Origin of the sequence: Enterobacillus tribolii (assembly GCF_003363015.1) — a bacterium.
In the GTDB taxonomy this organism is placed as follows: Bacteria; Pseudomonadota; Gammaproteobacteria; order Enterobacterales; family Enterobacteriaceae; genus Enterobacillus; species Enterobacillus tribolii.
In genome coordinates, this window is record NZ_QRAP01000005.1 from 212,336 (window position 1) to 238,271 (window position 25,936).

The window sequence follows — 25,936 nt, forward strand, 5'->3', positions numbered from 1 at the left end:
CCATATCAGTAACGGCGCGCCCACTCCGCATCCGTCAGCACCTTCGCCGGCCGTTTCATGAAATAACGGTAATAGGCATCATAGGCCAATACGTTTTTCACATAACTGCGGGTTTCAGAAAACGGAATACTCTCAATAAACGCGATGGCATCCACCCGGCCATTGGTATTCCCCAGCCAGGTATTTACCCGGGAGGGGCCGGCATTGTACGCCGCGCTGGAGAGAATGCGGTTGCGCCCCAGATTCTGATAAACATACTCCAGATAACTGGTGCCGATCTCAATATTGGTTTGCGGGTTCAGCAGCTGGCTGCTGTTGACGTAATGCGTCAGGTTATACATCTGCGCCGTGTGCTGCGCGGTTTTCGGCATCACCTGCATCAGCCCGCTGGCTCCCACCGGCGATCGCGCTTTCGGGTTCCAGGCGCTTTCCTGACGGGCAATCGCCATCGCATAAGACTGCGTAATCCCCTTATCCTCCGTCGCCTGGCGGAAATCCTGCTGCCACGCCAGCGGGAAGCGCTCTTCCAGATGATCCCACAGCTTCGCCACGATGGTAGCCTGAACGCTGAGATCGGCCCATTGCTGCTCAAACGCGTAACGGGCCAGCGCTTCCTGTTCCTGGCGGGGCTTACTGCTGACCAGCGCCCCCCACTCGGCGCGCGCCTGATTGTCCATATTCCAGTACATCAGTTCACGTACGCGGGCAATCGCCGGCTCGCTCCCCACCGAAGCCTGCGGACGGGCCGCCTTCTCCACCCGCAGCGGGTAAGGAATTCCCAACTTCTGCGCCGCAACCATAGGATAGAAGCCGCGCTCACGGGTCAGATCACGCAGAATATTTTCTCCTTCCGCCCGTTTGCCGCCGTCGATCAGCATGGCGGCGCTCCAGTAACGCCATTCATCTTTACCGCGCACGTCCTGCGGCAGGCGGGAGAGCCAGAAGCGGATCTCCTGTTTGTCGCCGTTGCCCAGCGCCAGCCGCACCCGGCGTTCCACCAGCGCGCCGTTGTTACTGTTCTGCACGATCCCGTCGCGCCAGCGGGCATCCGCGGCGCTGGCGTCATTGCCCATCAGACGCCAGACAATGGCGTCCTGCATTACCTGATGTTGGGCGCCGGTAATTTTCTGCAACCGCACCAGCGTCGGCAGCATATCGCGCGCGCTGTCAGGATCCTGGCGCGCCAGGCGCACAAACGCGGTTTCCGTGACGTCGCGGGTAAAATCCGTCGGGCTGGTATTACGGGCGAAGGCCTCCACGCCGCGCGGGTCCGTCTGCAGTTTGTTTAACGCATCGCCCAGCGTCTGATATTCCGCCGGAAGCTGTTTCGCCAGGAAAGTCACCAGCCCGCCGTTGCCCTCTTTCAGCGCCAGCCGCATCCGCTCCAGCACCACCTGCGGAGTTTGATCGCCGGACGATCGCCAGGCATCGAATAATTTATCGCATGAGGAAGGGAGGGATTTGCCGCTCAGCCAAATCTCTTTCGCCCCCTGCCACGCCGTCTGGCGCTGGCCGGTGGCATACTGCGCATAGTAATAGTTGCAGCGCGCGGCGACCGGTTTCGGCGCCTGCGGGCTGAACACCAGCAGCCCGACCCAGTCCTGACGGCGCGCCAGCTCGTTCACGTAACGCGAAGGCAGGGAGCGCGCCGGCGGCAGCGTCGGGTATTGATTGATGAACGCCTTGATTTCAAGCGTGGTCGCCTGCCCCAGATCCTGGCCCAGCTGCCGGTATTGCAGGTAAGGATACAGCGGATAATCCCTGAGCGTCGGCATCAGGTTATACACCGTATCCATCTGTTTACTGTCCCAGGCTTGCTTCACCTGCATATAGCGCTGACGCTGAGCGTCCAGGGAGTCTGCCAGCACGGCGCCCGATGCGGCCATTAAACAAAAACCCACTCCCCACAACCGCCACTTGTCCACCATGACCATCCTCATTCAAATCCTCGCGCGCCGCGCGTTGTATCATTACATCTGTCTGTGTCGTACATAGACAGCGATTTTAGCAAAGCATTCCCTGCCGCCCCCCTTTTCTTTCGAAGTTTTACCGTTTCCGGCCTTTGCGCAGCGCTTCATAATTGTCATGATACGGGAGAGCAATTCCCGCGCAATTAGGTGATAATACGGCTTTCGTGTCCCATCACCGCCCGGGACATCATAAACATCCTTAACAAGAGGCTCAGAGCAACGTGGCTCAATACGTCTACACCATGCACCGCGTCGGCAAAGTCGTTCCGCCGAAGCGGCACATTCTGAAAGATATTTCCCTCAGTTTCTTCCCGGGTGCCAAAATCGGCGTTCTGGGTCTGAACGGCGCAGGTAAGTCCACCCTGCTGCGCATCATGGCCGGCATCGACACCGATATCGAAGGTGAAGCCCGCCCGCAGCCGGGAATCAAAATCGGCTATCTGCCGCAGGAACCCAAACTCAAGCCGGAGCAAACGGTACGTGAAGCGGTAGAAGAAGCCGTCGGCGAAGTGAAGCACGCGCTCACCCGCCTGGACGAGGTTTACGCGCTGTATGCCGATCCGGACGCCGACTTCGACAAGCTGGCCAAAGAACAGGGCGAGCTGGAAGCCATCATTCAGTCCCACGACGGTCACAACCTCGACAACCAGCTGGAGCGCGCGGCCGACGCCCTGCGCCTGCCGGACTGGGATGCGAAAATCGAAAATCTCTCCGGTGGTGAACGCCGCCGCGTGGCGCTGTGCCAGCTGCTGCTGGAAAAACCGGACATGCTGCTGCTCGACGAACCCACCAACCACCTCGACGCCGAGTCCGTGGCCTGGCTGGAACGCTTCCTGCACGACTTCGAAGGTACCGTGGTCGCCATTACCCATGACCGCTACTTCCTCGACAACGTCGCCGGCTGGATCCTGGAACTGGACCGCGGCGAAGGCATTCCGTGGGAAGGCAACTACTCTTCCTGGCTGGAGCAGAAAGATCAGCGTCTGGCGCAGGAAGCCTCCGCTGAAGCCGCCCGCCGCAAGTCCATCGAGAAAGAACTGGAGTGGGTGCGTCAGGGCGCCAAAGGCCGTCAGTCCAAGGGCAAAGCCCGTCTGGCGCGCTTTGAAGAACTGAACAGCGTCGAATACCAAAAGCGTAACGAAACCAGCGAACTGTTCATCCCGCCGGGACCGCGTCTGGGCGACAAGGTACTGGAAGTACAGAACCTGTCCAAATCCTACGGCGACCGCGTACTGATCGACAACCTGTCCTTCAGTATTCCGAAAGGCGCTATCGTCGGCATCATCGGCCCGAACGGCGCAGGGAAATCCACCCTGTTCCGCATGATCACCGGCAAAGAACAGCCGGACGCCGGCACCATCACCCTGGGTGATACCGTGCAACTGGCCTCGGTCGATCAGTTCCGTGATTCAATGGACGACAAGAAAACCGTATGGGAAGAAGTTTCCGGCGGTCTGGACATCATGCGTATCGGTAACTTCGAAATGCCGAGCCGCGCCTATGTCGGTCGCTTCAACTTCAAAGGCACCGACCAGGGTAAACGCGTGGGCGAACTGTCCGGCGGTGAGCGCGGTCGTCTGCACCTGGCCAAGCTGCTGCAGGTCGGCGGCAACATGCTGCTGCTCGACGAACCGACCAACGACCTGGACGTGGAAACCCTGCGCGCGCTGGAAAACGCCCTGCTGGAGTTCCCGGGCTGCGCGATGGTGATCTCGCATGACCGTTGGTTCCTCGACCGTATCGCCACCCACATTCTGGACTACCAGGATGAAGGTAAGGTGGAGTTCTTCGAAGGCAACTTCTCCGAATACGAAGATTACAAGAAACGCACCCTGGGTGCGGAGGCGCTGGAGCCGCACCGCATCAAGTACAAGCGTATCGCCAAGTAATTCAAGAGGCTCCTGCGGGAGCCTTTTTTTCATCTGGCGCGCAGGCCTGCCGGTCGGAGGGGGCCGGGCATCTAGTCACGCAGCGCCTGCCGGTACGCCATAAAAGCATCACGGCTCAATGCCATCTCAATAAAGCGGTCCAGCGCCGGAGAGTTCAGCTTACGGCTGGGATAAACCAGATAAAGCTCATTTCCTTCCGCTTCCCATCCCGGCAATACGGTCAGCAAGCGCCCCTGCCCAACCAGCTCCTGCGACAAATACGCCGGCAGCAGCGTGATCCCGGCGCCGGCCAGCACGCATTCACGCACGTATAACAGACTATCGGCAGCATGCGTCATCGGTAATTCCCAACGGTAGAATTCACCGCCGCGCTGCAATATCCATTCATGCCAGGCGCGGTGGGCGATACAGGCGTGTTGTTCCAACTGACGGGGATGGGTCAGCGGCGCATGATGCTGCATATAGTCCGGCGAAGCCAGCAGAGAACGGGGGGAATAGCCCAACCGCCGCCCTACCAGCGAAGAGTCCTGAGGTTTACCGGTTCGGAACGCGACGTCGAAACCTTCCTGCACCAAATCACTTATCTGATCAGAAACGTAAATCTCCAGGCTCACTTCCGGATAGCTGAGGCGAAAGTTGCTGCACAAAGGCGCCAGTAATGTTGCCGCAATCCCCGCCGGCGCGGTGACGCGCAGCCGGCCGCTGGGGTTGTCACGCAGCCGTTGCAGGCTGAGATCGGCCCGCTCCGCCGCCTGCACCATTTCCCGGCAATGCACCAGATAACGTTCGCCGGCGAAGGTCAGACTGAGCTGGCGCGTAGTACGGTTGAGCAAACGCAGGCCGAGCTGTTTTTCTAACTGACTGACCCGCAGGCTGACGCTGGATTTCGGCAGCCCTGCCCTGCGCGCCGCGGCAGTAAAGCTGCCGCACTCCACCACCAGCGCAAACAGCGCCATATCCTGAAGCTGGCCGAACATATCGCCCCCATTGTTCGTGAATGACTAACACTTCGTTAGCCATTGTCCATCTTATCATGACGGCGCGGCTTAACTACACTTAGCCCCATACCCTACAAACCGGAGCCTGATTCCATGAGCATTACCGCCATCGCCGTTAACCCGGCCAACCCGCAAGAATTTACCGTCGTTCATCCGCAAAGCGTCGCGCCGGGTGAATATGATCTTCTGGTCGAAGTTAAAGCGGCTTCCGTAAACCCTGTCGACACCAAGGTACGCGCAGGCCTGATCCAAAACGGCCTGACTCAGCCGCGCATCCTGGGCTGGGACGCCAGCGGCGTAGTGCTGACCGTCGGCGCGAAGGTCAGCGGCTTCAAAGCCGGGGATGAAGTCTGGTATGCCGGCGACATCACCCGCGCCGGCAGCAACAGCACGCAGCAGGTGATCGATTCACGCCTTGTTGCCCATAAGCCAAAAAGCCTGAACTGGGCGGAAGCCGCCGCCATCCCCTTAACCGCGCTGACCGCCTGGGAAGGGCTGTTCGAACGTCTGAACCTGCACAATGCCACCGCCCAGCACACGCTGCTGATCATCGGCGGCGCGGGCGGCGTAGGTTCGCTGGCGATTTCTCTGGCAGCGCTGCGCAGCGACGTTAAGGTGATTGCCACCGCCTCTAACCCGGCGTCGGCGGCGTGGTGCAAAGCGCGCGGCGCGGACCTGACCGTTGACTGGCACGATCTTAAAGGCGGCCTGGCACAGCACGGCATTAAGCAGGTGGATTATATTTTCTGCCTGAACGACACCGACGGCCATTGGGACGCCATCAGCGACCTCATCGCGCCGCAGGGGCAGATCTGCACCATCGTGGAGAATACCCGCCCGCTGAACCAGAGCGTGCTCAAGTCCAAGAGCGCGGCGCTGCACTGGGAGTTCATGTTTACCCGCAGCATGTTCAACACGCCGGATATCGCACAGCAAGGGGAGATCCTGCAACAAATGGCGCAGTTGTTTGATGAAGGAAAAATTGAAGGCACGCTGAGCGAAACCCTGAACGGCCTGAGCGTAGAAAACCTGACCCGCGCCCATGAGAAAGTGGCCGAAGGCCGGATGCGCGGAAAAATCGTCATCGCCTATTAAGCAAAAATCTCCGGCCGCCCGGCGGCCGGTTGCCTTTTACTCCGCGCCCCCCAACATCTTTTTCACCAGCTCAATACAACGCAGGAAACGATCATCATAATCAGATGACTCCACGCGCACGAAGCTGATGCCGTTTTCATGCAGCATGCTTTCCAGCAGAGCCTGAAACTCCCTGCGTTCTTTGGTGCTGCCGAGGCTGCGCAGGCCGTCCGCCACCCACGGCGTATTATTTTCCAGCAGAATGACCAAATCGAAACGGTATTCATCGATCAAAGCCTGCACAAAAGGATGTTCGCGCCCCTCATAGCGTTTACAAAAAGCCTGAGTTGTCACGAAGTCGGTATCGATAAACGCCACCCTGTTGGCATATTTCACAGCAAAATCAATATACTGAGCATGCCCCAGCGCGATTTTATCGTAGTCTGAATATTGCAGCGCCATCTCGTCGCCGCCAAGGTGGGAGAAAACATAGTCGCGCCCGTACTCCCAGGCGCTGGTCGTATTAAAGATGTTAGCCAGCTTATTGACCAGCGTCGATTTTCCGCTCGACTCCCCGCCCAGAATGGCTACCGTCCGCACGAAGAAAGGTTTTACCTCGGTGGGAATATATTCCCAATAGCGAAACGGATCGCGCCGGATTTGTCCGCCGCTGATGTTCATAAAAGATCGTTCCGGGTCGATCAGCGTCGTCTCCATCCCAAAAAACTCGTGATACACCGGCGCGTCTTTGCTGTCGCCGGAGTAGATCACGCTGGGTGCGATGCCCTGCTGCGCCATGAACGCCTTCATCCCGTCGCTCCATACCCGCCACCCGTGCGGATAAGGCTCAATGCCCTGTTCATCAAAGGAGTGAATACGGATATTTTTCTGGTATTTAAAGGTTTGCAACAGCCAGCGCAGGCGATCGCTGACGGTCGGCTGCTGCGACATGGCGCTGTTTTCGAACAGCTCGCGATCGCGAGGTTCATCGTGGCACAGAATGACATGCAACTCATCTACCTGACTGCAGGCACGCTGAATCAGATAAATGTGGCCGGTGTGCAGCGGGTAGAATTTACCAAACACCACGCCGACGCTTTTGGTTTTACGCGGAAACTCCAGATCGAGGTGGCTGTGAATCGCCTCCAGCTTCTGTGCGCTGGGGCTTTTAATCTTATCGTTCAGTAACTGGCTCAGATAGCCCTTGGTCATACCGCAGGCATCGGCCACCTGTTGCAGGGTAAAACCTTTCTGCCGGATGGCCGTTTTGAGGTAATCGAACTGCGACATTCACGCCTCCTGTTTAATTCACTAAACAAGGTAGCATGAATGTTATTCCGAGCGTTACAAATCCTGCAGGATATCCAGCGCATCGGAAAGTTTTTTCACCCCGAATACCTGCATGTTGGGAATCGGTTTTTTCGGCATATTGGCGTAAGGCACAATCGCGCGCTTGAAGCCATGTTTGGCGGCCTCAGAGATACGTTCCTGCCCGCTGGCGACCGGGCGGACTTCCCCGGCCAGCCCCACTTCGCCGAATATCACCAGATCTTGCGGCAACGGGCGATCGCGCAGGCTGGACACCAACGACATCAGCAACGCCAGATCCGCGCTGGTTTCCGTCACTTTCACCCCGCCAACCACGTTGACAAAGACATCCTGGTCAGCCATTTGCAGCCCGCCGTGACGATGCAGCACCGCCAGCAAAATCGCCAGCCGGTTTTGTTCCAGCCCCACCGCGACCCGGCGCGGATTTGCCATCATGGACGTATCCACCAGCGCCTGAATCTCCACCAGCAAAGGCCGGGTTCCTTCCCATACCACCATCACCGAGCTGCCGGAGGTAATTTCTTCCCCGCGGCTGAGAAAAATCGCCGACGGGTTACTGACTTCGCGCAGCCCTTGCTCCGTCATGGCGAATACGCCCAGCTCGTTAACGGCGCCGAAGCGGTTTTTATGGCTGCGCAGGGTACGAAAACGGGAATCAGCGTCGCCGTCCAGCAGGACCGAACAGTCGATGCAATGCTCAAGCACCTTGGGTCCGGCGAGAGAGCCGTCTTTGGTCACATGACCAACCATGACGATCGCCACCCCGCGCGTTTTCGCGAAGCGGGTCAGATAGGCCGCGGTTTCACGCACCTGCGCCACGCTGCCGGGCGAAGACTGAATATCCGCCATATGCATCACCTGGATGGAGTCGATCACCATCAGCTTCGGCTGCTCCTGTTCGGCGATCAGGCATATTTGCTCGATGCTGGTTTCCGACAACATATTCAGCCCGTCGGTGGGCAGCCCCAGCCGGTGGGCGCGCATCGCCACCTGCTGCAAGGACTCCTCGCCGGTCACGTACAGGGTTTTCATCTGCTGCGAAAGCTTACACAACGTCTGCAACAGCAACGTACTTTTCCCGGCGCCGGGATTACCGCCGATCAGAATCGCGCTGCCGGGCACCACGCCGCCGCCCAGTACGCGATCGAACTCGCTGAACCCGGTGGAAAAACGCGGCAGCTCTTCCAGACTGATTTCCGACAGTTTCTGTACCTTGCTCACCCCGGCCTGCCCGGCATAGCCGGAAAAGCTTGCCGCCCGCGCGGAAGAGGCCGTGGAAGCCAGGCGCACCTCAGTAATGCTGTTCCAGGCGTGGCACGCGCTGCACTGCCCCTGCCAACGCGGGTAATCCGCACCGCATTCATTACACACGAAGGCTCTTTTCACTGCTTTCGCCACGGGAAATCCTCGCTCATTGCCGCTCTCCCCGGCATTCAGGCACCGGGTGACATGTATGTTTGACCAGTATCTTACCGCACATTTCCGGCGGATGTCATTGTTCCTTATCTCGCCTCATTTATCATTCACAGTGATAAAAAAACATCATCAAAAAAGACACGAGATAAATTTAAATAACCATTTGTCAGAAAAAAGTATTAAACATTAAAAATAAACACTCCGCATAAATTAAGGCGTCATGAATTAAGAATTTACCCCAACAGTCTAGTATTATTCCTATAATCACTTTATACCTTATAAGATTCGCACGTTGACAAGCAGCTGCGACATATCACAGGACGCCGCCCTGTCATCCCAATATACCGATGACATCGGCCTCCACTATTTGTTGTAAAGGGACTTTATGGGAAATAGGAAAATTATCGACACCGCCCTGTACGCCAGGAAGGCAGAAAATGTTTATCGCTCGCCGATGAATAACGATCCATTAATGGAACATACTGACATAGCATCGTATCGTTGCTCGTTTTCATCATCCAGTTATTACGAACATATTTTATCAGCGAATTTAATCAGCTATTAGTATTTATAAATGAATTCAAATTAATAGGAATTATTTCATCAACGCGCGTTTAATCAGGCGGGTTAATAATCAACGGAATTATTGAACTCAGGAATAAAGCGCGCATCACAAAATAAGGACTCAACCATGTCTCACCAGGCCGAAACTGCGACGCCAGAATGCGTAAACATCGGAGATAGTCCCCGAATTCTGGTGCTTGAACCCACCGATGTACTCTGGCTCGGTATTCAGCAGATGCTGAACCAGCCCGGAATCAAAAAGGCCGCACTGTGGCGGATCCGTACGCCGGATGAGTTGGGGGCGGCGTTGCGCCTTCACCTGCCGAATGTACTGCTGCTAACCTCCGTAGGAAGCGGAACTGCGGTGCTTTCCCTGCTCAAACAGCTTTCCACCCTGCTCCCGTTGCACCCGAACGTACGGGTCATGGCTTTTCTGTAACACAAAACCCCTTACTTACCCGAATTGCTGCAGGGGTTTGGCGTGGAGCGTATGTTTACGCCGGAAAACGTGGCGACCACGATGGTAAACGCTCTGCGCAACTGCAGAAAAACCAGCGCCAGCAAACAGCCGGCGCGCTTTACCCGCCGGGAGTGCTGCGTCACGCAGGCGCTTCTGTCCGGGCAGAACGTCAGTCATGTCGCAAGGGTAATGGGAAAAGATATCCGCACCATCAGCGCCTACAAACAGTCAGTGCTGGACAAAATGAAAATGGTCCACAGCGGCGAACTGCAGGTATTGGGCGGCAATTTAATGGCGGCAGAAGTGAAACAACGTGAGGGCATGGAATAATGACGGCAGGTAAAAATAAAGAGTGGCGAATCATCATCATGTATCCGTGTGTTCTGACGCGACGCGGGCTGGAGAGATTCTTCGCCGAGCTTTTGCCGAACGCGCAAATAACGAGCCTGAATTCATTCGCGGCGTTGAGCGCCAATTCCGATCTCGCGACGGCGGATTTAATCGTCAGCGATATCACCGATCGTGAGGAACATACTTTACGGGGCGCCGAATGGCTGCTGTGGCTGCAACGGAAAATACGCCCGGACAAGCCGATTATGATCGCAACCCAATTACGTTACCCGACGCTGTTGTCACATCTTGCCCAGGAACCTACGGTGTCGCTGATATCGCTGACCGAACCCCGAGAGGTATTAAGCAAACAGGTTACGCAAATATTAAACGGCGAGAAAATCATTAACCTGAATATCGACGCGGAAAAGGGAAATACGCGTCCCCCGGCGCAAAAAAAACGCGCGGCCTTAACGGAATCGGAACGCCGGGTTCTATCCTTGCTACGCGCAGGCTATAGCGTGACGCAAATAGCCAACCAACAGGAGCGCAGTGTGAAAACCATCAGCACGCATAAGCGCCGGATCATGCAGAAGTTCGGCGCAAAGTCAGAGGTGGAGCTGTTCGCACGGGACAAAGCGGGCATCTGACCCCGCCTGTCGTAACCCGGTATCCTCCCGCGGTGTTATCCACCAGGAAAAGACCGTTGCTCAGCGATCTTCCCGTTTCAGGCTGGCGCTGAGCACGCACAGCACGCCCATCAGGTCGGCGTGACGAATGGCAACCGGCGCTTTGGCATACACCTTCGGCTTCGCGTGATAGGCAATGCCCAACCCGGCGGCCTGAATCATTTTCAGATCATTCGCGCCATCGCCGATGGCAACGGTTTGGGTAAGCGGGATCTCCAGCCTTTCAGCCAGCGCAATCAGGGTATTCGCTTTGTATTGTGCATCCACGATAGGCCCCGTCACCCGGCCGGTGAGTTTACCATCCTTAACTTCCAGATGATTGGCGGCGGCCTCCACCAAATGCAGGCGCTCACGCAAATGGTCAGCGAAGAAGGTAAAACCGCCGGACGCGATGGCGACGTGCCAGTCCAGCGCCTGTAGCTTGTGTACCAGGCTGGTCAGCCCCGGCATCAGCGGCAGCGATGAACGCACCTTTTCCAGAATCGCCGCATCGGCGCCGCGCAGCTTACCAACCCGCTCACGCAGGCTGGCGGCGAAGTCCAGTTCGCCGCGCATGGCGCGCTCCGTGACTTCAGCGACTTCGTCGCCGACGCCGGCCAGACGCGCGATCTCATCAATACACTCGATCTCGATCGCCGTGGAGTCCATATCCATCACCAGCAACCCCGGCATACGCAAATGCGGGATTTTGCCCAGCACCGCCAGGTCAAAACCGTGCTCATCCGCTACCCTCTTCGCCCGCGGCGGCAGGCTACCGGCCAGGCGGATAACCTGATAATCTTCCACACACCAGGCCGTTACCACCACCAGCGGCGCGTTCAGACTGCTCTGAAAAGCGCCGAGCGCGGTTTTATCCAGATTGCGTCCGTAGAGCAACCAGCCGGTATGACCCGCACGATAGTCCAAAGGCATTACTTCATCGCCGCTGAGCGACAGCGGCAGCCCCGGCCAACGGTAAATATCCGCAGGCAGATCGCAATAAGTCAGACGATGTGGCATGGCAACTCTCCAGGTCCCGATATCAAATGCATGAAAAAAACGCCTCAAGCTATCCTATATCCGGCGCTTCTGGCAACATAAAGTCGTAAAAACAGTAAGGGAGCGGTCATGGTTAAGGCTAAAATCCGATTTCGCTTGCATCGCGCAGCCATTGTGCTGATTTGCTTAGCTTTATTGGTCATATTGATGCAGGGAGCCTCATACTTCAGCCTGAACCACCAACGGGCACGTTCAGAACAGGTGGAAGAACTGGCGCAAACGCTGGCGCAGCAAGTCGCGGATCGCCTGTCGCCACTGATGGAGAACGGCGGCGATGGCGCGAATACCGGGCAAATCGCACACATTTTGCAGCATTTGACCAACCACAGCCGGATTCTGGACGCCGGCGTATACGGACTGGATGGCTCACTGCTGGCCAGAGCGGGCGAAAAAGTCGACGTCCGCGATCGTCTGGCGCTGGACGGAAAACGGGCAGGCAGTTACTTCAATAACCAAATCGTGCAGGTAATCAGCGATGAGAACGGGCCGAAAGGATTTCTGCGTATCACGCTGGACACCCATGTACTCGCCACTGAGTCCAAACAGGTCGATAACACGACAAACCTGTTACGGCTGATGATGTTGCTGGCTCTGGCTATCGGCATCATTCTGGCAAGAACGCTGCTGCAAACCCGGCGCAGCCGGTGGCAACAGTCGCCTTATCTGCTGACGGCAAACACGCCGGTGAAGGAAGAAGACAGTGAAAGCGAAGAAAAGGCGGGATAAGCGAAACGTACGCAGTATCTCCCGCTTTCCCTGATACGCCGCCTCTCATAAGACGGCGTATCAGGCGGCATAATTACTCTTTGTCGCCCAACAGAACGGATTCCAGCGCGATTTCAATCATTTCATTGAACGTAGTCTGACGCTCTTCCGCCGTGGTTTGTTCGTGAGTACGAATGTGATCGGAAACGGTGCAGATGGTCAGCGCCTTAGCGCCAAACTCCGCTGCCACACCGTAAATACCGGCGGCTTCCATTTCCACGCCGAGGATGCCGTATTTTTCCATTACGTCAAACATCTGCGGGTCCGGGCTGTAGAACAGATCGGCGGAGAACAGGTTACCCACGCGAACATTAATCTTTTTCGCTTTGGCCGCTTCCACCGCGTTACGCACCATGTCGTAATCCGCAATGGCCGCGTAGTCGTGATCTTTGAAACGAATACGGTTCACCTTGGAGTCGGTGCAGGCACCCATACCAATCACCACGTCACGCAGGTTAACGTCCATACGCACCGCGCCACAGGAGCCAACGCGAATGATCTTCTTCACGCCGAATTCGGTAATCAGTTCCTTGGTGTAGATGGAACAGGAAGGAATCCCCATCCCGTGCCCCATCACGGAAATCCGGCGCCCTTTGTATGTCCCGGTGAAGCCCAGCATTCCACGTACGTTATTTACCTGACGTACATCCTGCAGGAAAGTTTCGGCAATGTATTTTGCCCGCAGCGGATCGCCCGGCATCAGAACAACGTCGGCAAAATCACCCATTTCGGCATTAATGTGCGGCGTAGCCATAACTCTCTTCCTTATATTCAGCTTATTACTCAAAAAAGCAGTACGCCGCCTGAAGCGGCGGCGTACTGAGGATCAGAACATCACTTTACCGTATTCCATCGGCGAGAGGCCAAAGTAGTTGGCCACCGTCTGCCCGATGTCGGCAAAGGTTTCGCGGTGCCCCAGCGAGCCGGGTTTCACCTTCGGGCCGTACACCAGCACCGGGATATGCTCGCGGGTATGATCGCTGCCGGTCCAGGTCGGGTCACAACCATGATCCGCCGTCAGGATCAGGATGTCGTCATCCTTAACCAGTTTCAGCATTTCCGGCAGGCGGCGATCGAATAATTCCAGCGCGGCGGCGTAACCGGCCACGTCGCGGCGGTGACCGTAAGAGGAGTCAAAATCCACGAAGTTGGTGAAAACGATAGTGTTGTCGCCGGCTTTCTTCATCTCTTCCAGCGTCGCATCAAACAGCGCGTCGATACCGGTTGCCTTCACTTTTTGCGTGATGCCGACGTTCGCGTAAATATCCGCGATCTTACCGATAGAAACCACCTCGCCCTGCTTCTCATCCACCAGCTTTTTCAGCATCGTCGGCGCCGGCGGCTCTACCGCCAGGTCATGACGATTACCGGTGCGCTGGAAGTTCCCTTTTTTGTCGCCGACGAACGGACGCGCGATAACACGGCCAATGTTGTAGCCCCCTTCGGTCAGCTCTTCACGGGCGATCTCGCACAGTTCATACAGGCGATCCAGGCCGAAGGTTTCTTCGTGGCACGCGATCTGGAAAACGGAGTCCGCCGAGGTATAGAAAATCGGCTTACCGGTTTTCATGTGCTCCTCGCCCAGCTCATCCAGAATCACGGTGCCGGAAGAGTGGCAATTCCCCAGATAACCCGGCAGGTTGCCGCGTTTTACCAGCACATCAAGCAGCGCCTGCGGGAAGCTGTTTTTCACGTCGCTGAAGTAGCCCCAGTCAAACAGCACCGGCACACCGGCGATTTCCCAGTGGCCCGACGGCGTATCTTTACCGGAGGAAAGCTCGCTGGCGTAACCATAGGCGCCAATGATGTCAGCATCTTTGTCCAGCCCCTGCGGGAAAGTACCGCAGGATTCTTCAGCGGCTTTGCCCAGTCCCAGACGGCTCAGGTTCGGCAGATGCAACGGGCCTTTACGGCCGTGATCGGCTTCGCCGCGCGCGCAGGCGTCGGCGATATGGCCCAGCGTGTTGGAGCCGGTGTCGCCAAAACGCGCTGCGTCTTCGGAGGCACCGATGCCAAACGAGTCCATCACCATAATAAATGTACGTTTCATAATCATCTCCTGCGTATTCACGCATTGGATCCACCGGCTTCGCCGGTGGATCGGATTCGTTGCCCTGACGAACCTACCTGTCAGTATGATGGCTATTCGCTGATACGGCGATACACTACGGCATTCTCTTCCGGCGCGCTGTCGCTCAGCGTCACCGCGGCCTGCACCGCTGCCGCAGCCTGACGCCAGCTCTCTTCATCCTCCGCGTGGATAACGGCCAGAGGACGCTGCGCATCTGCTTTCTCGCCCAGGCGAATCATGTCTGTTAAGCCGACGCTGTAATCAATGGCATCGCTGGCGCGACGGCGTCCGCCGCCCATACCGACCACGGCCATGCCCAGCTCGCGGGTATCCATTGCGCTGACGATACCTTCCTGCGCGGCAAACACCGGCTTGCTCAGGGTTGCCTGCGGCAGATAGCGATCGTAATGCTCAACGAAGTCCGACGGGCCGCCCTGTGCCGCCACCATGCGCCCGAACACATCGGCTGCTTTGCCGTTGTCCAGCACCGCCTGCAATTTAGACTCGGCCTCAGCGCGATCGGCGGCCAGATTGCCGGAAATCAACATCTCGACGCACAGCGCCATCGTCACGTCGAACAGGCGCGGATTACGGTAGTCTCCGGTCAGGAAGCGCACCGCCTCGCGCACCTCTACCGCGTTGCCCGCACTGGACGCCAGCACCTGGTTCATGTCCGTCAGCAACGCGGTGGTTTTGCAGCCCGCGCCGTTCGCCACGCCGACGATCGCCTGCGCCAGTTGCTCGGAAAGCGCATACGTCGGCATAAAGGCGCCGGAGCCGACTTTGACGTCCATAACCAGCGCATCCAGCCCTTCCGCCAGTTTTTTAGCCAGAATGGATGCCGTAATCAGCGGGATGGAGTCGACAGTGGCGGTGATGTCGCGCGTAGCATAAAAGCGTTTATCCGCCGGTGCCAGTGAGTTGGTCTGGCCGATAATCGCGACGCCCACCTCGCTGATGATCTTCCGGAAGCGCGCATCGTCGGGAAAAATGTCAAAGCCGGGAATCGCTTCCAGCTTATCCAGCGTACCGCCGGTATGCCCCAGGCCGCGCCCGGAAATCATCGGCACATAGCCGCCGCATGCCGCCACCATCGGGCCGAGCATCAGCGACGTCACGTCTCCGACGCCGCCGGTGGAGTGCTTGTCTACTACCGGACCGTTCAGGTTCAGCCCTTTCCAGTTCAGTACCGTACCGGAATCGCGCATCGCCATGGTCAGTGCTACGCGCTCAGGCATGCTCATATCATGGAAGTAGATAGTCATCGCCAGCGCGGCAATTTGCCCTTCGGAGACGGTATTATCGCGAATGCCGTTGATGAAGAAACGGATTTCTTCTTCGTTCAGTGCCTGTCCGTCCCGTTTTTTACGAATAATTTCTTGTGCCAGAAACAAGGTAGCCCCCTGCTTGGAATAATCAGATGTAGGATATTGACGTTCTTATTACCCGCCGCGCACGCGCGGCGGGAAAACAGATCAGTAGCTGCTGCCGGTGCCGCCGCCCTGGTGACCCAGCGTATTCAGCAGGCTGGCTAACAGGCTGGAGGCGCCGAAGCGGAAATGGCGCGCGTCCGCCCATTCCTTACCCAGCAGGCGATCGGCCAGCGCCAGGTATTGCTCCGCTTCTTGCGCGGTGCGTACGCCGCCGGCGGGTTTGAAGCCGACATTTTTGCTCACGCCCATGTCACGGATGACCGTCATCATGATTTCAGCGCTTTCCAGCGTGGCGTTAACCGGGACTTTCCCCGTAGACGTTTTAATGAAATCGGCCCCGGCCTTAATGGAGATTTCAGAAGCCTTGCGGATCAGCGCCGCATCTTTCAGCTCGCCGGTCTCAATAATCACTTTCAGCAGCACGTTCGCTGCCGCGCAGGCGTCTTTACAGGCTTTGACCAGCTCGAAACCGATCTGCTCATTACCGGCAATCAGCGCCCGGTACGGGAATACCACGTCGACTTCGTCCGCACCGTAAGCGATGGCCGCACGGGTTTCCGCCAGCGCGATCTCAATGTCGTCATTACCGTGGGGGAAATTCGTTACCGTCGCGATGCGGATATCCGGCGTACCCTGCTCGCGCAGGGTTTTACGCGCAACCGGGATAAAGCGCGGGTAAATGCACACTGCGGCAGTGTTACCGGCCGGGCTTTTGGCCTGGCGGCACAGGGCGATCACCTTTTCATCGGTGTCATCGTCATTCAGCGTGGTCAAATCCATCAACCGCAACGCACGTTGTGCAGCTACCTGTAAATCAGTCATATAACTCTCCAACAGAAACAATCCGGCAGATGCCGGTGATTAATTCGGAAATTCTCCGCGGGCAGGAACCACGCAAAGGTATCCAGGCGTTGGCGAGCGGACTTGGCTCCGTGAAGATGATATGACGAGTGACATATCACTAAGTTCCCTCTCACCGCGTATAGCCCTTCTCATGAATGTTACTATTCTAACAAAAACATTTGTAGCTAAATCGTGTTATCAGTCACATTAAATGAAAAACATTACGCAACCGATAACAAAAATTTCATGCGTAAATCACAAAAATTCCTTCAAAAGCGAAAATAAAATTCAAAGTGCGTTAAGTACGTCTCAGATCAAGAGATTGCTTAAAATACTCCCTAATATATCGGATAAGTCGTATTGAAAATTGAAGGAAGCACTTATGTCCTCCATTAACCGTGACGATTTTTTAGAGCGATGCAGAGCTATTGTCGTCAGCTCTATATTGTCCCCGGAGCAGAAAAGTCAACAACTCGCATTGGAAGCGGAAAACGCCCTTCCTTACCCACAGCTGCCGCCTCAGGTCACCCAGTCCCTCCAGGAGGGTATCCTGTGCGACATGTCTGAAGGCCACGCGCCTTATAAGCCGCGTTACATCCTGCCGGATTACGAGCGGTACCTCGCCCAGGGCTCACGTTACCTGGAGCTGGAGGCTGCACAGGATTTCGATGATGCACTGAACATGCTCACGATCCTGTATCATCACATTCCCTCAGTAACGGGAATGCCGGTGTTCCTCGGCCGTCTGGACCAACTGCTGACTCCGCATGTTGGAATTCTAACAGAAGAGCAGCTGTATGTCCGCATGAAACGCTTCTGGCGTTATCTGGATCGCACGCTGCCCGACGCTTTCGTCCATGCGGACATCGGCCCGAATGACACAACGCTGACCCGCGTTATTTTGCGCGTGGACGCTGAGCTCAAGCAGGTAGTACCGAACCTGACCTTCCTTCACCACTCACGGCATACGCCGCCCTCCCTGCTCACGCAGGTGGTGGAGAACATCTGCGAGAGCAGCAAGCCGCACATCGCCAACGCGGCAGAATATGATAAAATTTTCACACCCAATAACTACGGCATCGCTAGTTGCTATAAAGCCCTGCCGTTGGCCGGGGGCGGAAGCACCATGTGCCGTCTCAACCTGAAACAGGTTGCGCTGCGCAGTAACTCTGTTGGTGACTTCTTCACCGTACAGTTGCCTTTATATGCCCGCCAGCTCATCTCGTTGCTGGAGGCCCGCTCCGATTTCCTTTATCAGCAATCCGCGTTCTTTGAGCATAGCTTCCTGGTGCAGGAAGGGCTGATCGATCCGCAGCGTTTCGTGCCTATCTTTGGCGTGTTCGCCCTGGCGGAAGCCGTAGACATTTTGCAAGAGTATGCCGGCCGTACCGGGCACTACGGGCAAAATACCCAGGCGAATGAATTGGGCTATCTCATCAGCAAACAGCTGGCGGAGTTCATCGCCGAAACGCCGGTAAAAAATGCCTGGCGTCAGCGGGCCGTATTGCACTCCCAGGCCGGATGCAGCAGCGACATCGGCGCTACGCCGGGCGCCCGCATCCCTCACGGCGAAGAACCGGACCCGGTCACGCACCTGATTGCCGTAGCGCCGCACCACCAGTATTACAACGGCGGCATCAGCGATATTCTGACGCTTGACGCCACGGTGAAACACAACCCGCAGGCGCTGCAACAGCTGTGCCTCGGCGCCTTCGCCAGCGGCATGCGTGAATTCACCGCCAACGTCAGCGGCAACGACTTGGTGCGCGTCGCCGGCTATATGGTCAGGCTGTCGGATCTGGAGAAATTCCGCCGGGAGGGCTCGCGCCTGAACACCACCGCACCGGGCGTCGAAGCGACCCGTAATACCAAGTTTATGCAACGCAGACCCCGAGTCGCCTGTAATGAGCAGTCAAAGCGCGCTTATTAACACCATCTTCCCTTTTTCCTGCGTTGATGGGCCAGGCAATCGCCTGGCCTTGTTTCTTCAGGGATGCAACATGCAATGCAAGGGATGCCACAACCCCTACACCATCGGGTTGTGCAATCAATGCGGCGACTGTCTCGACGTCTGCCCCAACCGGGCGCTCAGCATCGAGGAAGGCACGGTCATCTGGAATGAGCAACGTTGTCAGCGCTGTGATACCTGCCTGAACATCTGCCCACGCCACGCCAGCCCGCAGGTACGCCGCTACAGCATTGAGCAAATTCTGGATATGGCCCGGCGCTACGCGCCGTTTATCAACGGCCTGACGGTCAGCGGCGGCGAAGCCACGCTCCAACTGCCCTTCCTGACGGAATTATTCAGGGCGATCAAGCAGGAAGATGCGTTACGCCACCTCACCTGCATGGTCGACAGTAACGGCACGCTGGCGGAAAACGGCTGGCAGCAACTGCTGCCGTGGATGGACGGCGCCATGATTGACCTGAAGGCCTGGGATGAGCAGTGCCACATCTACCTCACCGGCCGCGGCAACGCACGTATCCGGCAAACCACTCTTTGGCTGGCCGAGCAGGGAAAACTCAACGAATTGCGTCTGCTGCTGATCCCGGAACAAACGGATTACCTGCAGCATATTGATGCGCTGAGCGAGTTTATCCTCACGCTCGGCAGTGACGTAAACGTCCGGCTGAACGCCTTCCACCATCACGGCGTCCGCGGAGAAGCACGCGCCTGGCCAAACGCTACCCAGGAACACGTCGAAACACTCGCCGCCGAGCTGGAAGCCCGGGGCGTGGAGCGGATTATCCGCCCGGCGCTCTACTTGCCCTGAGCGCCGGGCGTCATCACTTACAATGCCAGGAAGAAACCGGCGATGCTCGCACTCATCAGGTTCGACAAAGTGCCCGCGGCTACGGCTTTCAGCCCCAGCCGCGCAATATCCGAACGACGTTTGGGCGCCATACTGCCCAGACCGCCCAGCAAAATCGCAACCGACGACAGGTTGGCGAAGCCGCACAGGGCAAACGAAATGATGGCTTTGGTATGCCCGGAAAGCACCTGCAATCCGGCGGCGGTCACTTCCGCATCCGCCTTCAGGTATTCGCCGAAATTCATGAAGGCCACGAATTCGTTCACAATCAGTTTCTGACCGATGAAAGACCCCGCCACCTGCGCTTCATGCCAGGGCACACCGATCAGGAAAGCGATAGGCGAGAAAACCCATCCCAACAGCAGTTCCAGCGACAGTTGCGGGTAATCGAACCAACCGCCGATACCGCCCAGCATGCCGTTGATCAACGCGATCAGGGCAATAAAGGCCAACAGCATCGCACCGACATTGAGCGCCAGTTGCATGCCTGAAGCGGCGCCGGAAGCCGCGGCATCGATCACGTTAGCCGGGCGATCTTCCTCCGCCGTCATCGCATCGGCATCTTCTTTATCGTGCGTTTTTTCCGTTTCCGGCACGATCAGCTTGGCAAACAGCAGCCCGCCGGGCGCCGCCATGAATGACGCAGCGATCAGGTACTCCAGCGGCACGCCCATCTGGGCATAGCCCGCCAGCACCGATCCGGCAACCGACGCCAACCCGCCGCACATCACGGCAAACAGCTCAGAGCGGGTCATCGTGGCGATATACGGACGCACCACCAGCGGCGCTTCCGTTTGCCCGACGAAAATATTCGCCGTAGCGGAAAGTGATTCGGTACGCGAAGTACCCAGTATTTTTTGCAGGCCGCCGCCCAGCACACGGATCACGATCTGCATGATGCCCAGGTAGTAGAGCACCGCGATCAGGGAAGAGAAGAAAACAATGACCGGCAACACACGCAGAGCGAACACAAACCCGCCGCCGCCGAACACTTCAAACATTTTATCCGACACCAGCCCGCCGAAAATGAATGAAATCCCCTGGTTGCCGTAAGCAATAACGTTGGCAACGCCGTTGGACATCGCGCCAAGAATATCGCGTCCGGCAGGAACATAGAGTACAAAGGCGCCGATGATCACCTGAATGGCGAATGCGCCGCCCACGGTGCGCAGGCGTATCGCCCGGCGGTTGTCGGACAGCAGTATGGCGATAAGCACCAACACGGCCATCCCTATCACACTCATGATTATCTGCATGCAGTAGACCCCTGAAAAATTGAAAAAAGGAAGAAGAAACCGGGAGACCGGCCTAAGAAACCCTAGGGAATGATGGGGGGATTATACCGGCAGGGGCGTGACGAAAGTTCGGCACTGTCACAATTTTATACAACTTGAAGCAAACTTTTCTCTCATTAAGTGATTTATATCACATTAATTTATCTGCCTGGCGGCGTGCCAAAAACTGTCCAGATCAAAGCGGCAGCGAAAACAGCCTCTTACTGTTGGCGAAGATGACGCCGGCAATCTCATCCGCCGGTTCCGGGCGCAGTTCACACAATGTCCGGAAAACCTGCGCGACACGTTCCGGCCGGTTGGGCTGCCCCTGATAACCGGCCAGCGGCATATCCGGCGCATCCGTTTCCAGCAGCAAACTGGAAAGCGGCAACTGCGCCATCACGTTGCGGGTTTTCTGCGCCCGTTCATAAGTGATGGTACCCCCCACGCCGATGAAATACCCCAGGCGCACAAACGCCTGCGCCTGCGCCAGGCTGCCGGAAAAACCGTGCACGACGCCACGCCGCGGCAAATCCGCGCGGCGCAGTTCCCTGGCTAACGGGTCATGGCTGCGGCGGGAATGCAGAATAACCGGTAAGTCATGCTGCTTAGCCAGGTGCAGCTGAGACTGAAGGAGCGCAATCTGCTGCGGCAGACGCGGTTCCTCCATAAACAGATCCAGCCCAATCTCCCCGACCGCCGTCACTTCCTGCGCCTGGTCATTCAGAATATCCGCCAGTCGTTCAACGTCTTCCGGCTGATGCCTGGCGATATACAGCGGGTGCAGGCCCAGCGCAGCCGACAACATGTCGTAGCGCCGCGCCAGATCAAGCACGACGTCAAAACGCTCCGCCCAGACGGCGGGCACGATGATATGGCGCACGCCCTGCTCCGCGGCGCGGGCCAGGCTCGCGCTTTCTTCGCCGCTGAAGGGAGGGAAATCAAAATGGCAGTGGGTATCGATGAACCCGTACGTCATGACGCCTCTTCTCCCGGCGTCTCCCCGGCGACATCCCCCAGGGGCAGCTGAATGTCGTCCGGTAAAATGAGGGGAGTATCCATCCCGGTACTAACCGCCGCCTCCGGCAAAATAATATCCGGCGGGTTCACCGCATCGATGGGCGATGCCGGCATCTCCGGCGGTAAATGGACGGAGGGTTGCAGCAGGCGGCGGGAAACGCGCCGGTGCCCGCGGCCGGCCAGCGGCTCCAGCTTCTCGCGCGGCAACAGCCAGTGCCCGACCGTCGCCAGAAAATAGCGGCCACAGCGACGCCCGAGGTGATAGTCGGCGTTCAGCGTCTTAATCCGGCTGCCCAGCGCATGGCTCAGCAACGGTTTGGGCGGATAAATCTCAAATACCCGTACTTTTCCCGGCGGCTTTTCGATAAAACGCTGGATCCGGCGATAGCTTTTCTCATGCTGTTGCATCATCTTCACCATCTGCTGCAGGCTGCTCTCTCCCAGCAGCGCCTCCATCCGATGGATCCACTTCGGGGTATAAAACATCTGCGAAGGCACGGTACGGATCACCACAATGGTATCGGCGCCGCGCCGGTGAGCCTCCTGCACCGGAATGGCGTCGCTGATGCCGCCGTCCTGATAGCTGATGCCATCCAGATCCACGCCCCAGCGATAAAACCCCGGAATGGCGCTGCTGGCCTTAATAACATCCAGCCAGTTATGGCGTTCGGCGGTGAAATAGGTCGGGCTGAAATCATCGCTGCGGCAGGCGCACATCAGAAATTCGCGGCCTTCGGTCAGATGCTTTTCGGCATATTCGATCGCCAGCGGCTGGTTGCGGGAGGTGGTGTCAATCAGCCAGTCGAGATCGATAAGATGCCCGCCGCGCACGAAGCGCAGCGGGTTGAAGAACTCTGCGGAGGTGGTATAGCTGGTAATGACCCGCCGGGCATAGCCTAATTGCCCGCAAACGAACGCCGACAGGTTTTGCGCCCCGGCGGACGTCCCCAGGTAGAGATCAAACGGATTAAACCGCGCGCGCAGGAATTCATCCAGCACGCCGGCGGTAAAAATCCCGCGCTGGCCGCCGCCTTCACACACCAGCGCCATTTTTCCCGGCTGGTAGGGCTTATACGCCAACGGTTCAATATTGCCCAGGGTTATGGGTATCCGGTAGCCCACCGTGACTCCTCAGTCTGATGCTAACTTCATTGAGAATACCCTCTCTCGTTCCCTTTCGTCACCCCCCGGAGTAAACACGACGAAAACCAAACACGATCGTTCCCGCAGACGCAAAAAAAGCAGCCCCGCCGGGAAAACCCCGGCGGGGCTGCTCATCAAAAGAGATCAGAGGGGGTTACGGCTTGACGCTCAGATCGTTTTTAACGCTTTTCACTCCCTTCACCGCGCCGGCAATACTTTGAGCGCGTTCGGACTGAGCCTGATTTTCTACCGTACCGGACAACTGAACGATACCGTTACTGGTTTCGACCTTAACATGACGCGACGGAACGATGTCATCAGCCAGCAGCTTGGTTTTTACTTCACCAGTGATTTTGCTGTCATCGACATATCCACCGACACTCTGCTTCGTGCCGTCTTTCACATGCAGCTTATCGTTCACAGACTTCACGCCGTCCACGCCTTTCGTCAGCGTCACGGCCTGCTCAGCCTGTTCCTGGGAAGAAACAAACCCGTTCAGCGTTACCGCGCCTTTTTCCGTCACGACGGAAATATCATTACTCTGGATTGCTTTGGCGTCGACCAATGCGCTTTTCACCCTTGCGGTAATGGCGCTGTCGCTCATGTAACCATCAACCTTCTTCATGGAACTATCGATTTTGGCACCCGCATCGTTAGCAACGTTTTTTGCTTTATCCATCAGGGACTCCTCCGCAAAAACGCTGGTGCTTACCAGTACGGAACCCAGAACAATCGCCATCATCGAACGTGCAAACTTGGAATTTTTCATCGATTTTTTCCTTTATGTCGTTTTTTAAGGCTGTAAAACAGTGATAACTCAGCAAATCGCATGCCAATTATAAAAATAGCTGTAGAATCAACAAAAAACAAACAAGTGAGCAATAAAAACGCAAAATCATGTCACCTTTTGGCGACAAATCATCAATGAGTTAAAACACGACAAACTAATTAATTGATTATTAAGTGCTTTTTATGTCTCTAAATAGCAACAGTCGGGAATAATTTGCCATAGAGATCACATAATTGAGCGTGAGACAGGCAAGCTGAAAGACGGGAAAGGAGAGAGAAGGAAGGCCGCCACGGCGGGCGGCCAACAGAATAATTAATGTTCGCGGGTTTTACGGAAAACGACGTCCGGATAACGCTCCTGAGTCAGGTTCAGGTTAACCATCGTCGGGGCGATATAGGACAGGTTATCACCGCCGTCCAACGCCAGGTTAAGCTCGTTTTTACGCTTAAACTCTTCGAATTTCTTAACGTCGTTGCACTCTACCCAGCGGGCGGTAGAAACGTTGACGGACTCGTAAATCGCTTCCACGTTGTACTCGGTTTTCAGGCGTGCGACCACCACGTCAAACTGCAGCACCCCGACCGCGCCCACGATCAAATCGTTATTAGCCAGCGGGCGGAACACCTGTACCGCGCCCTCTTCCGACAACTGCACCAGCCCTTTCAGCAGCTGTTTCTGCTTCAGCGGGTCGCGCAGGCGGATACGGCGGAACAGTTCCGGCGCAAAGTTCGGGATACCGGTGAACTTTAACTCTTCACCCTGCGTGAAGGTATCGCCGATCTGGATCGTACCGTGGTTGTGCAACCCGATAATATCGCCGGCAAAAGCCTCTTCCACATGGGAACGGTCGCCCGCCATAAAGGTCAGCGCATCGGAGATCACCACATCCTTGCCGGTACGGACCTGACGCAGCTTCATTCCTTTTTCATAGGTACCGGACACCACGCGCATGAACGCCACGCGGTCACGGTGTTTCGGGTCCATATTGGCCTGAATTTTAAACACAAAGCCGCTGAACTTCTCTTCCGTCGCGCTGACTTCACGCGCGTCGGCCTTACGCGGCATCGGCGCCGGCGCCCACTCCACCAGCCCGTCCAGCATGTGATCCACCCCGAAGTTGCCCAGCGCGGTGCCGAAAAACACCGGCGTCAGTTCGCCATTGAGGAAGAACTCTTTATCAAACTCATTGGAAGCGCCCTTCACCAGCTCCAGTTCTTCACGCAGTTGGGCAGCCAGATCTTCGCCTACCGCCGCGTCGAGCTCCGGGTTATTCAGCCCCTTAACGATACGGACTTCCTGGATGGTATGGCCCTTGCCACTCTGATACAGGTACGTTTCATCTTTATAGAGATGGTACACGCCCTTGAACAGCTTACCGCAGCCGATCGGCCAGGTGATGGGCGCACAGGCGATCTTCAGCTCGTTCTCCACCTCGTCCAGCAGCTCCATCGGATCACGGATATCGCGGTCCAGCTTGTTCATAAAGGTCAGGATCGGCGTATCACGCAGGCGGGTGACTTCCATCAGCTTACGGGTACGATCCTCAACGCCTTTCGCGGCGTCGATCACCATCAGGCAGCAGTCCACCGCAGTCAGGGTGCGGTAAGTATCTTCGGAGAAGTCTTCGTGACCGGGGGTATCCAGCAGATTCACCAGACAGTCGTGATACGGAAACTGCATCACCGACGTGGTAATCGAGATGCCGCGCTGCTTCTCCATTTCCATCCAGTCTGACTTCGCGTGCTGGCTGGAGCCGCGGCCTTTTACCGTACCGGCGGTCTGAATGGCCTGTCCGAACAACAGCACCTTTTCAGTAATCGTGGTCTTACCGGCGTCGGGGTGCGAAATGATGGCGAAGGTGCGACGCTTCTTCACCTGCTCAAGATACGGATTCGGAGTCATTCAGTTACCTTGCTGTGTACGGCTGCGGCATTAAACAAAAAAAACGTGGCGCGGATTATACACGATGAGGGGAGCGGGCAGTAGGAATATTAGGCGGGAGAAGCCGTAACGGACCGGCGTTCTGC

At 56.9% G+C, this 25,936-nt stretch carries 22 protein-coding genes; 8 read left to right on the plus strand and 14 right to left on the minus strand.

The features are described 5' to 3' along the window. Positions 1–5: 5 nt before the first annotated feature. The gene (gene sltY / locus C8D90_RS12215) at positions 6–1,925 is read right to left on the minus strand and encodes a murein transglycosylase (protein ID WP_196238509.1); all 1,920 of its coding nucleotides are present in this window, start codon (positions 1,923–1,925) and stop codon (positions 6–8) included. A 266-nt stretch (positions 1,926–2,191) separates the two neighbouring features. On the opposite strand from sltY, the gene ettA reads away from it, so the two are divergent. Continuing rightward, a complete protein-coding gene (gene ettA, locus C8D90_RS12220) occupies positions 2,192–3,859 on the plus strand; it encodes an energy-dependent translational throttle protein EttA (RefSeq protein WP_115458728.1) in 1,668 nt (555 codons plus the stop codon). A gap of 71 nt (positions 3,860–3,930) precedes the next feature. On the opposite strand, the gene C8D90_RS12225 is transcribed toward ettA, so the two are convergent. Then, on the minus strand, positions 3,931–4,836 hold the full coding sequence (locus tag C8D90_RS12225; protein WP_115458729.1) for a LysR family transcriptional regulator: 906 nt from the start codon (positions 4,834–4,836) through the stop codon (positions 3,931–3,933). 114 nt (positions 4,837–4,950) lie between these two features. Here C8D90_RS12225 and C8D90_RS12230 point away from each other — a divergent pair, with 114 nt between their 5' ends. Next, positions 4,951–5,952 carry a zinc-binding alcohol dehydrogenase family protein gene (locus tag C8D90_RS12230; protein WP_115458730.1) on the plus strand — a complete coding sequence of 334 codons (1,002 nt, stop codon included), beginning with the start codon at positions 4,951–4,953 and terminating at the stop codon, positions 5,950–5,952. A gap of 36 nt (positions 5,953–5,988) precedes the next feature. Here C8D90_RS12230 and nadR read toward each other — a convergent pair whose 3' ends face one another. Together nadR and radA are read right to left on the minus strand one after the other, a co-directional pair. Beyond that, positions 5,989–7,221 carry a multifunctional transcriptional regulator/nicotinamide-nucleotide adenylyltransferase/ribosylnicotinamide kinase NadR gene (nadR, locus tag C8D90_RS12235; protein ID WP_115458731.1) on the minus strand — a complete coding sequence of 411 codons (1,233 nt, stop codon included), beginning with the start codon at positions 7,219–7,221 and terminating at the stop codon, positions 5,989–5,991. 54 nt (positions 7,222–7,275) lie between these two features. After that, on the minus strand, positions 7,276–8,658 hold the full coding sequence (gene radA, locus C8D90_RS12240; protein WP_115458732.1) for a DNA repair protein RadA: 1,383 nt from the start codon (positions 8,656–8,658) through the stop codon (positions 7,276–7,278). Positions 8,659–9,367: 709 nt separating this feature from the next. On the opposite strand from radA, the gene C8D90_RS12245 reads away from it, so the two are divergent. Genes C8D90_RS12245 through C8D90_RS12255 form a run of 3 tightly spaced genes read left to right on the plus strand, consistent with a single transcriptional unit; the run spans position 9,368 to position 10,680 of the window. Continuing rightward, a complete protein-coding gene (locus tag C8D90_RS12245) occupies positions 9,368–9,679 on the plus strand; it encodes a hypothetical protein (RefSeq protein ID WP_115458733.1) in 312 nt (103 codons plus the stop codon). Positions 9,680–9,730: 51 nt separating this feature from the next. Further along, positions 9,731–10,030, plus strand: a complete 300-nt coding sequence (locus tag C8D90_RS12250; RefSeq protein WP_230473015.1) for a LuxR C-terminal-related transcriptional regulator — start codon at positions 9,731–9,733, stop codon at positions 10,028–10,030. Continuing rightward, on the plus strand, positions 10,030–10,680 hold the full coding sequence (locus C8D90_RS12255; RefSeq protein WP_115458735.1) for a helix-turn-helix transcriptional regulator: 651 nt from the start codon (positions 10,030–10,032) through the stop codon (positions 10,678–10,680). Before C8D90_RS12250 ends, C8D90_RS12255 begins: the two co-directional genes overlap by 1 nt. A 60-nt stretch (positions 10,681–10,740) precedes the next feature. On the opposite strand, the gene serB is transcribed toward C8D90_RS12255, so the two are convergent. Then, entirely contained in the window at positions 10,741–11,718 is a 978-nt protein-coding gene (gene serB / locus C8D90_RS12260) for a phosphoserine phosphatase (protein WP_115458736.1), read from the minus strand. A gap of 108 nt (positions 11,719–11,826) precedes the next feature. Between serB and C8D90_RS12265 the strand changes: the two genes are divergently transcribed. Continuing rightward, on the plus strand, positions 11,827–12,483 hold the full coding sequence (locus C8D90_RS12265; protein WP_115458737.1) for a YtjB family periplasmic protein: 657 nt from the start codon (positions 11,827–11,829) through the stop codon (positions 12,481–12,483). Positions 12,484–12,556: 73 nt separating this feature from the next. Here the strand turns inward: C8D90_RS12265 and deoD are convergent, their stop codons facing one another. The 4 genes from deoD to deoC all read right to left on the minus strand — a co-directional run bounded on the left by deoD (position 12,557) and on the right by deoC (position 16,848). Next, entirely contained in the window at positions 12,557–13,276 is a 720-nt protein-coding gene (gene deoD / locus C8D90_RS12270) for a purine-nucleoside phosphorylase (protein ID WP_115458738.1), read from the minus strand. A 72-nt stretch (positions 13,277–13,348) separates the two neighbouring features. After that, positions 13,349–14,572: a phosphopentomutase gene (deoB, locus tag C8D90_RS12275; RefSeq protein ID WP_115458739.1), complete on the minus strand. Its 1,224-nt coding sequence runs from the start codon at positions 14,570–14,572 to the stop codon at positions 13,349–13,351. A 92-nt stretch (positions 14,573–14,664) separates the two neighbouring features. Further along, positions 14,665–15,987, minus strand: coding sequence for a thymidine phosphorylase (gene deoA, locus C8D90_RS12280; protein WP_115458740.1), 1,323 nt, complete (start codon positions 15,985–15,987; stop codon positions 14,665–14,667). Between the two features lie 81 nt (positions 15,988–16,068). Continuing rightward, entirely contained in the window at positions 16,069–16,848 is a 780-nt protein-coding gene (gene deoC, locus C8D90_RS12285) for a deoxyribose-phosphate aldolase (RefSeq protein WP_115458741.1), read from the minus strand. Positions 16,849–17,251: 403 nt separating this feature from the next. On the opposite strand from deoC, the gene C8D90_RS12290 reads away from it, so the two are divergent. Both C8D90_RS12290 and C8D90_RS12295 read left to right on the plus strand, forming a co-directional pair. After that, the gene (locus C8D90_RS12290; protein WP_115458742.1) at positions 17,252–18,799 is read left to right on the plus strand and encodes a YjjI family glycine radical enzyme; all 1,548 of its coding nucleotides are present in this window, start codon (positions 17,252–17,254) and stop codon (positions 18,797–18,799) included. Then, positions 18,774–19,643 carry a YjjW family glycine radical enzyme activase gene (locus tag C8D90_RS12295; protein WP_115458743.1) on the plus strand — a complete coding sequence of 290 codons (870 nt, stop codon included), beginning with the start codon at positions 18,774–18,776 and terminating at the stop codon, positions 19,641–19,643. Before C8D90_RS12290 ends, C8D90_RS12295 begins: the two co-directional genes overlap by 26 nt. A 17-nt stretch (positions 19,644–19,660) precedes the next feature. Here the strand turns inward: C8D90_RS12295 and C8D90_RS12300 are convergent, their stop codons facing one another. From C8D90_RS12300 to prfC, 5 genes are all read right to left on the minus strand, one after another. After that, positions 19,661–20,938: a NupC/NupG family nucleoside CNT transporter gene (locus tag C8D90_RS12300; RefSeq protein ID WP_115458744.1), complete on the minus strand. Its 1,278-nt coding sequence runs from the start codon at positions 20,936–20,938 to the stop codon at positions 19,661–19,663. 214 nt (positions 20,939–21,152) lie between these two features. Continuing rightward, a complete protein-coding gene (locus C8D90_RS12305) occupies positions 21,153–21,935 on the minus strand; it encodes a TatD family hydrolase (RefSeq protein WP_115458745.1) in 783 nt (260 codons plus the stop codon). Further along, positions 21,932–23,098, minus strand: coding sequence for a patatin-like phospholipase family protein (locus C8D90_RS12310; protein WP_115458746.1), 1,167 nt, complete (start codon positions 23,096–23,098; stop codon positions 21,932–21,934). The genes C8D90_RS12305 and C8D90_RS12310 overlap by 4 nt, the downstream gene beginning before the upstream one ends. A gap of 175 nt (positions 23,099–23,273) precedes the next feature. Further along, positions 23,274–23,888 (minus strand): molecular chaperone OsmY, encoded by a 615-nt coding sequence (gene osmY, locus C8D90_RS12315; RefSeq protein ID WP_115458747.1) that lies wholly within the window; start codon positions 23,886–23,888, stop codon positions 23,274–23,276. A 333-nt stretch (positions 23,889–24,221) separates the two neighbouring features. Then, positions 24,222–25,811, minus strand: coding sequence for a peptide chain release factor 3 (gene prfC / locus C8D90_RS12320; RefSeq protein ID WP_115458748.1), 1,590 nt, complete (start codon positions 25,809–25,811; stop codon positions 24,222–24,224). Positions 25,812–25,936 lie beyond the last annotated feature (125 nt).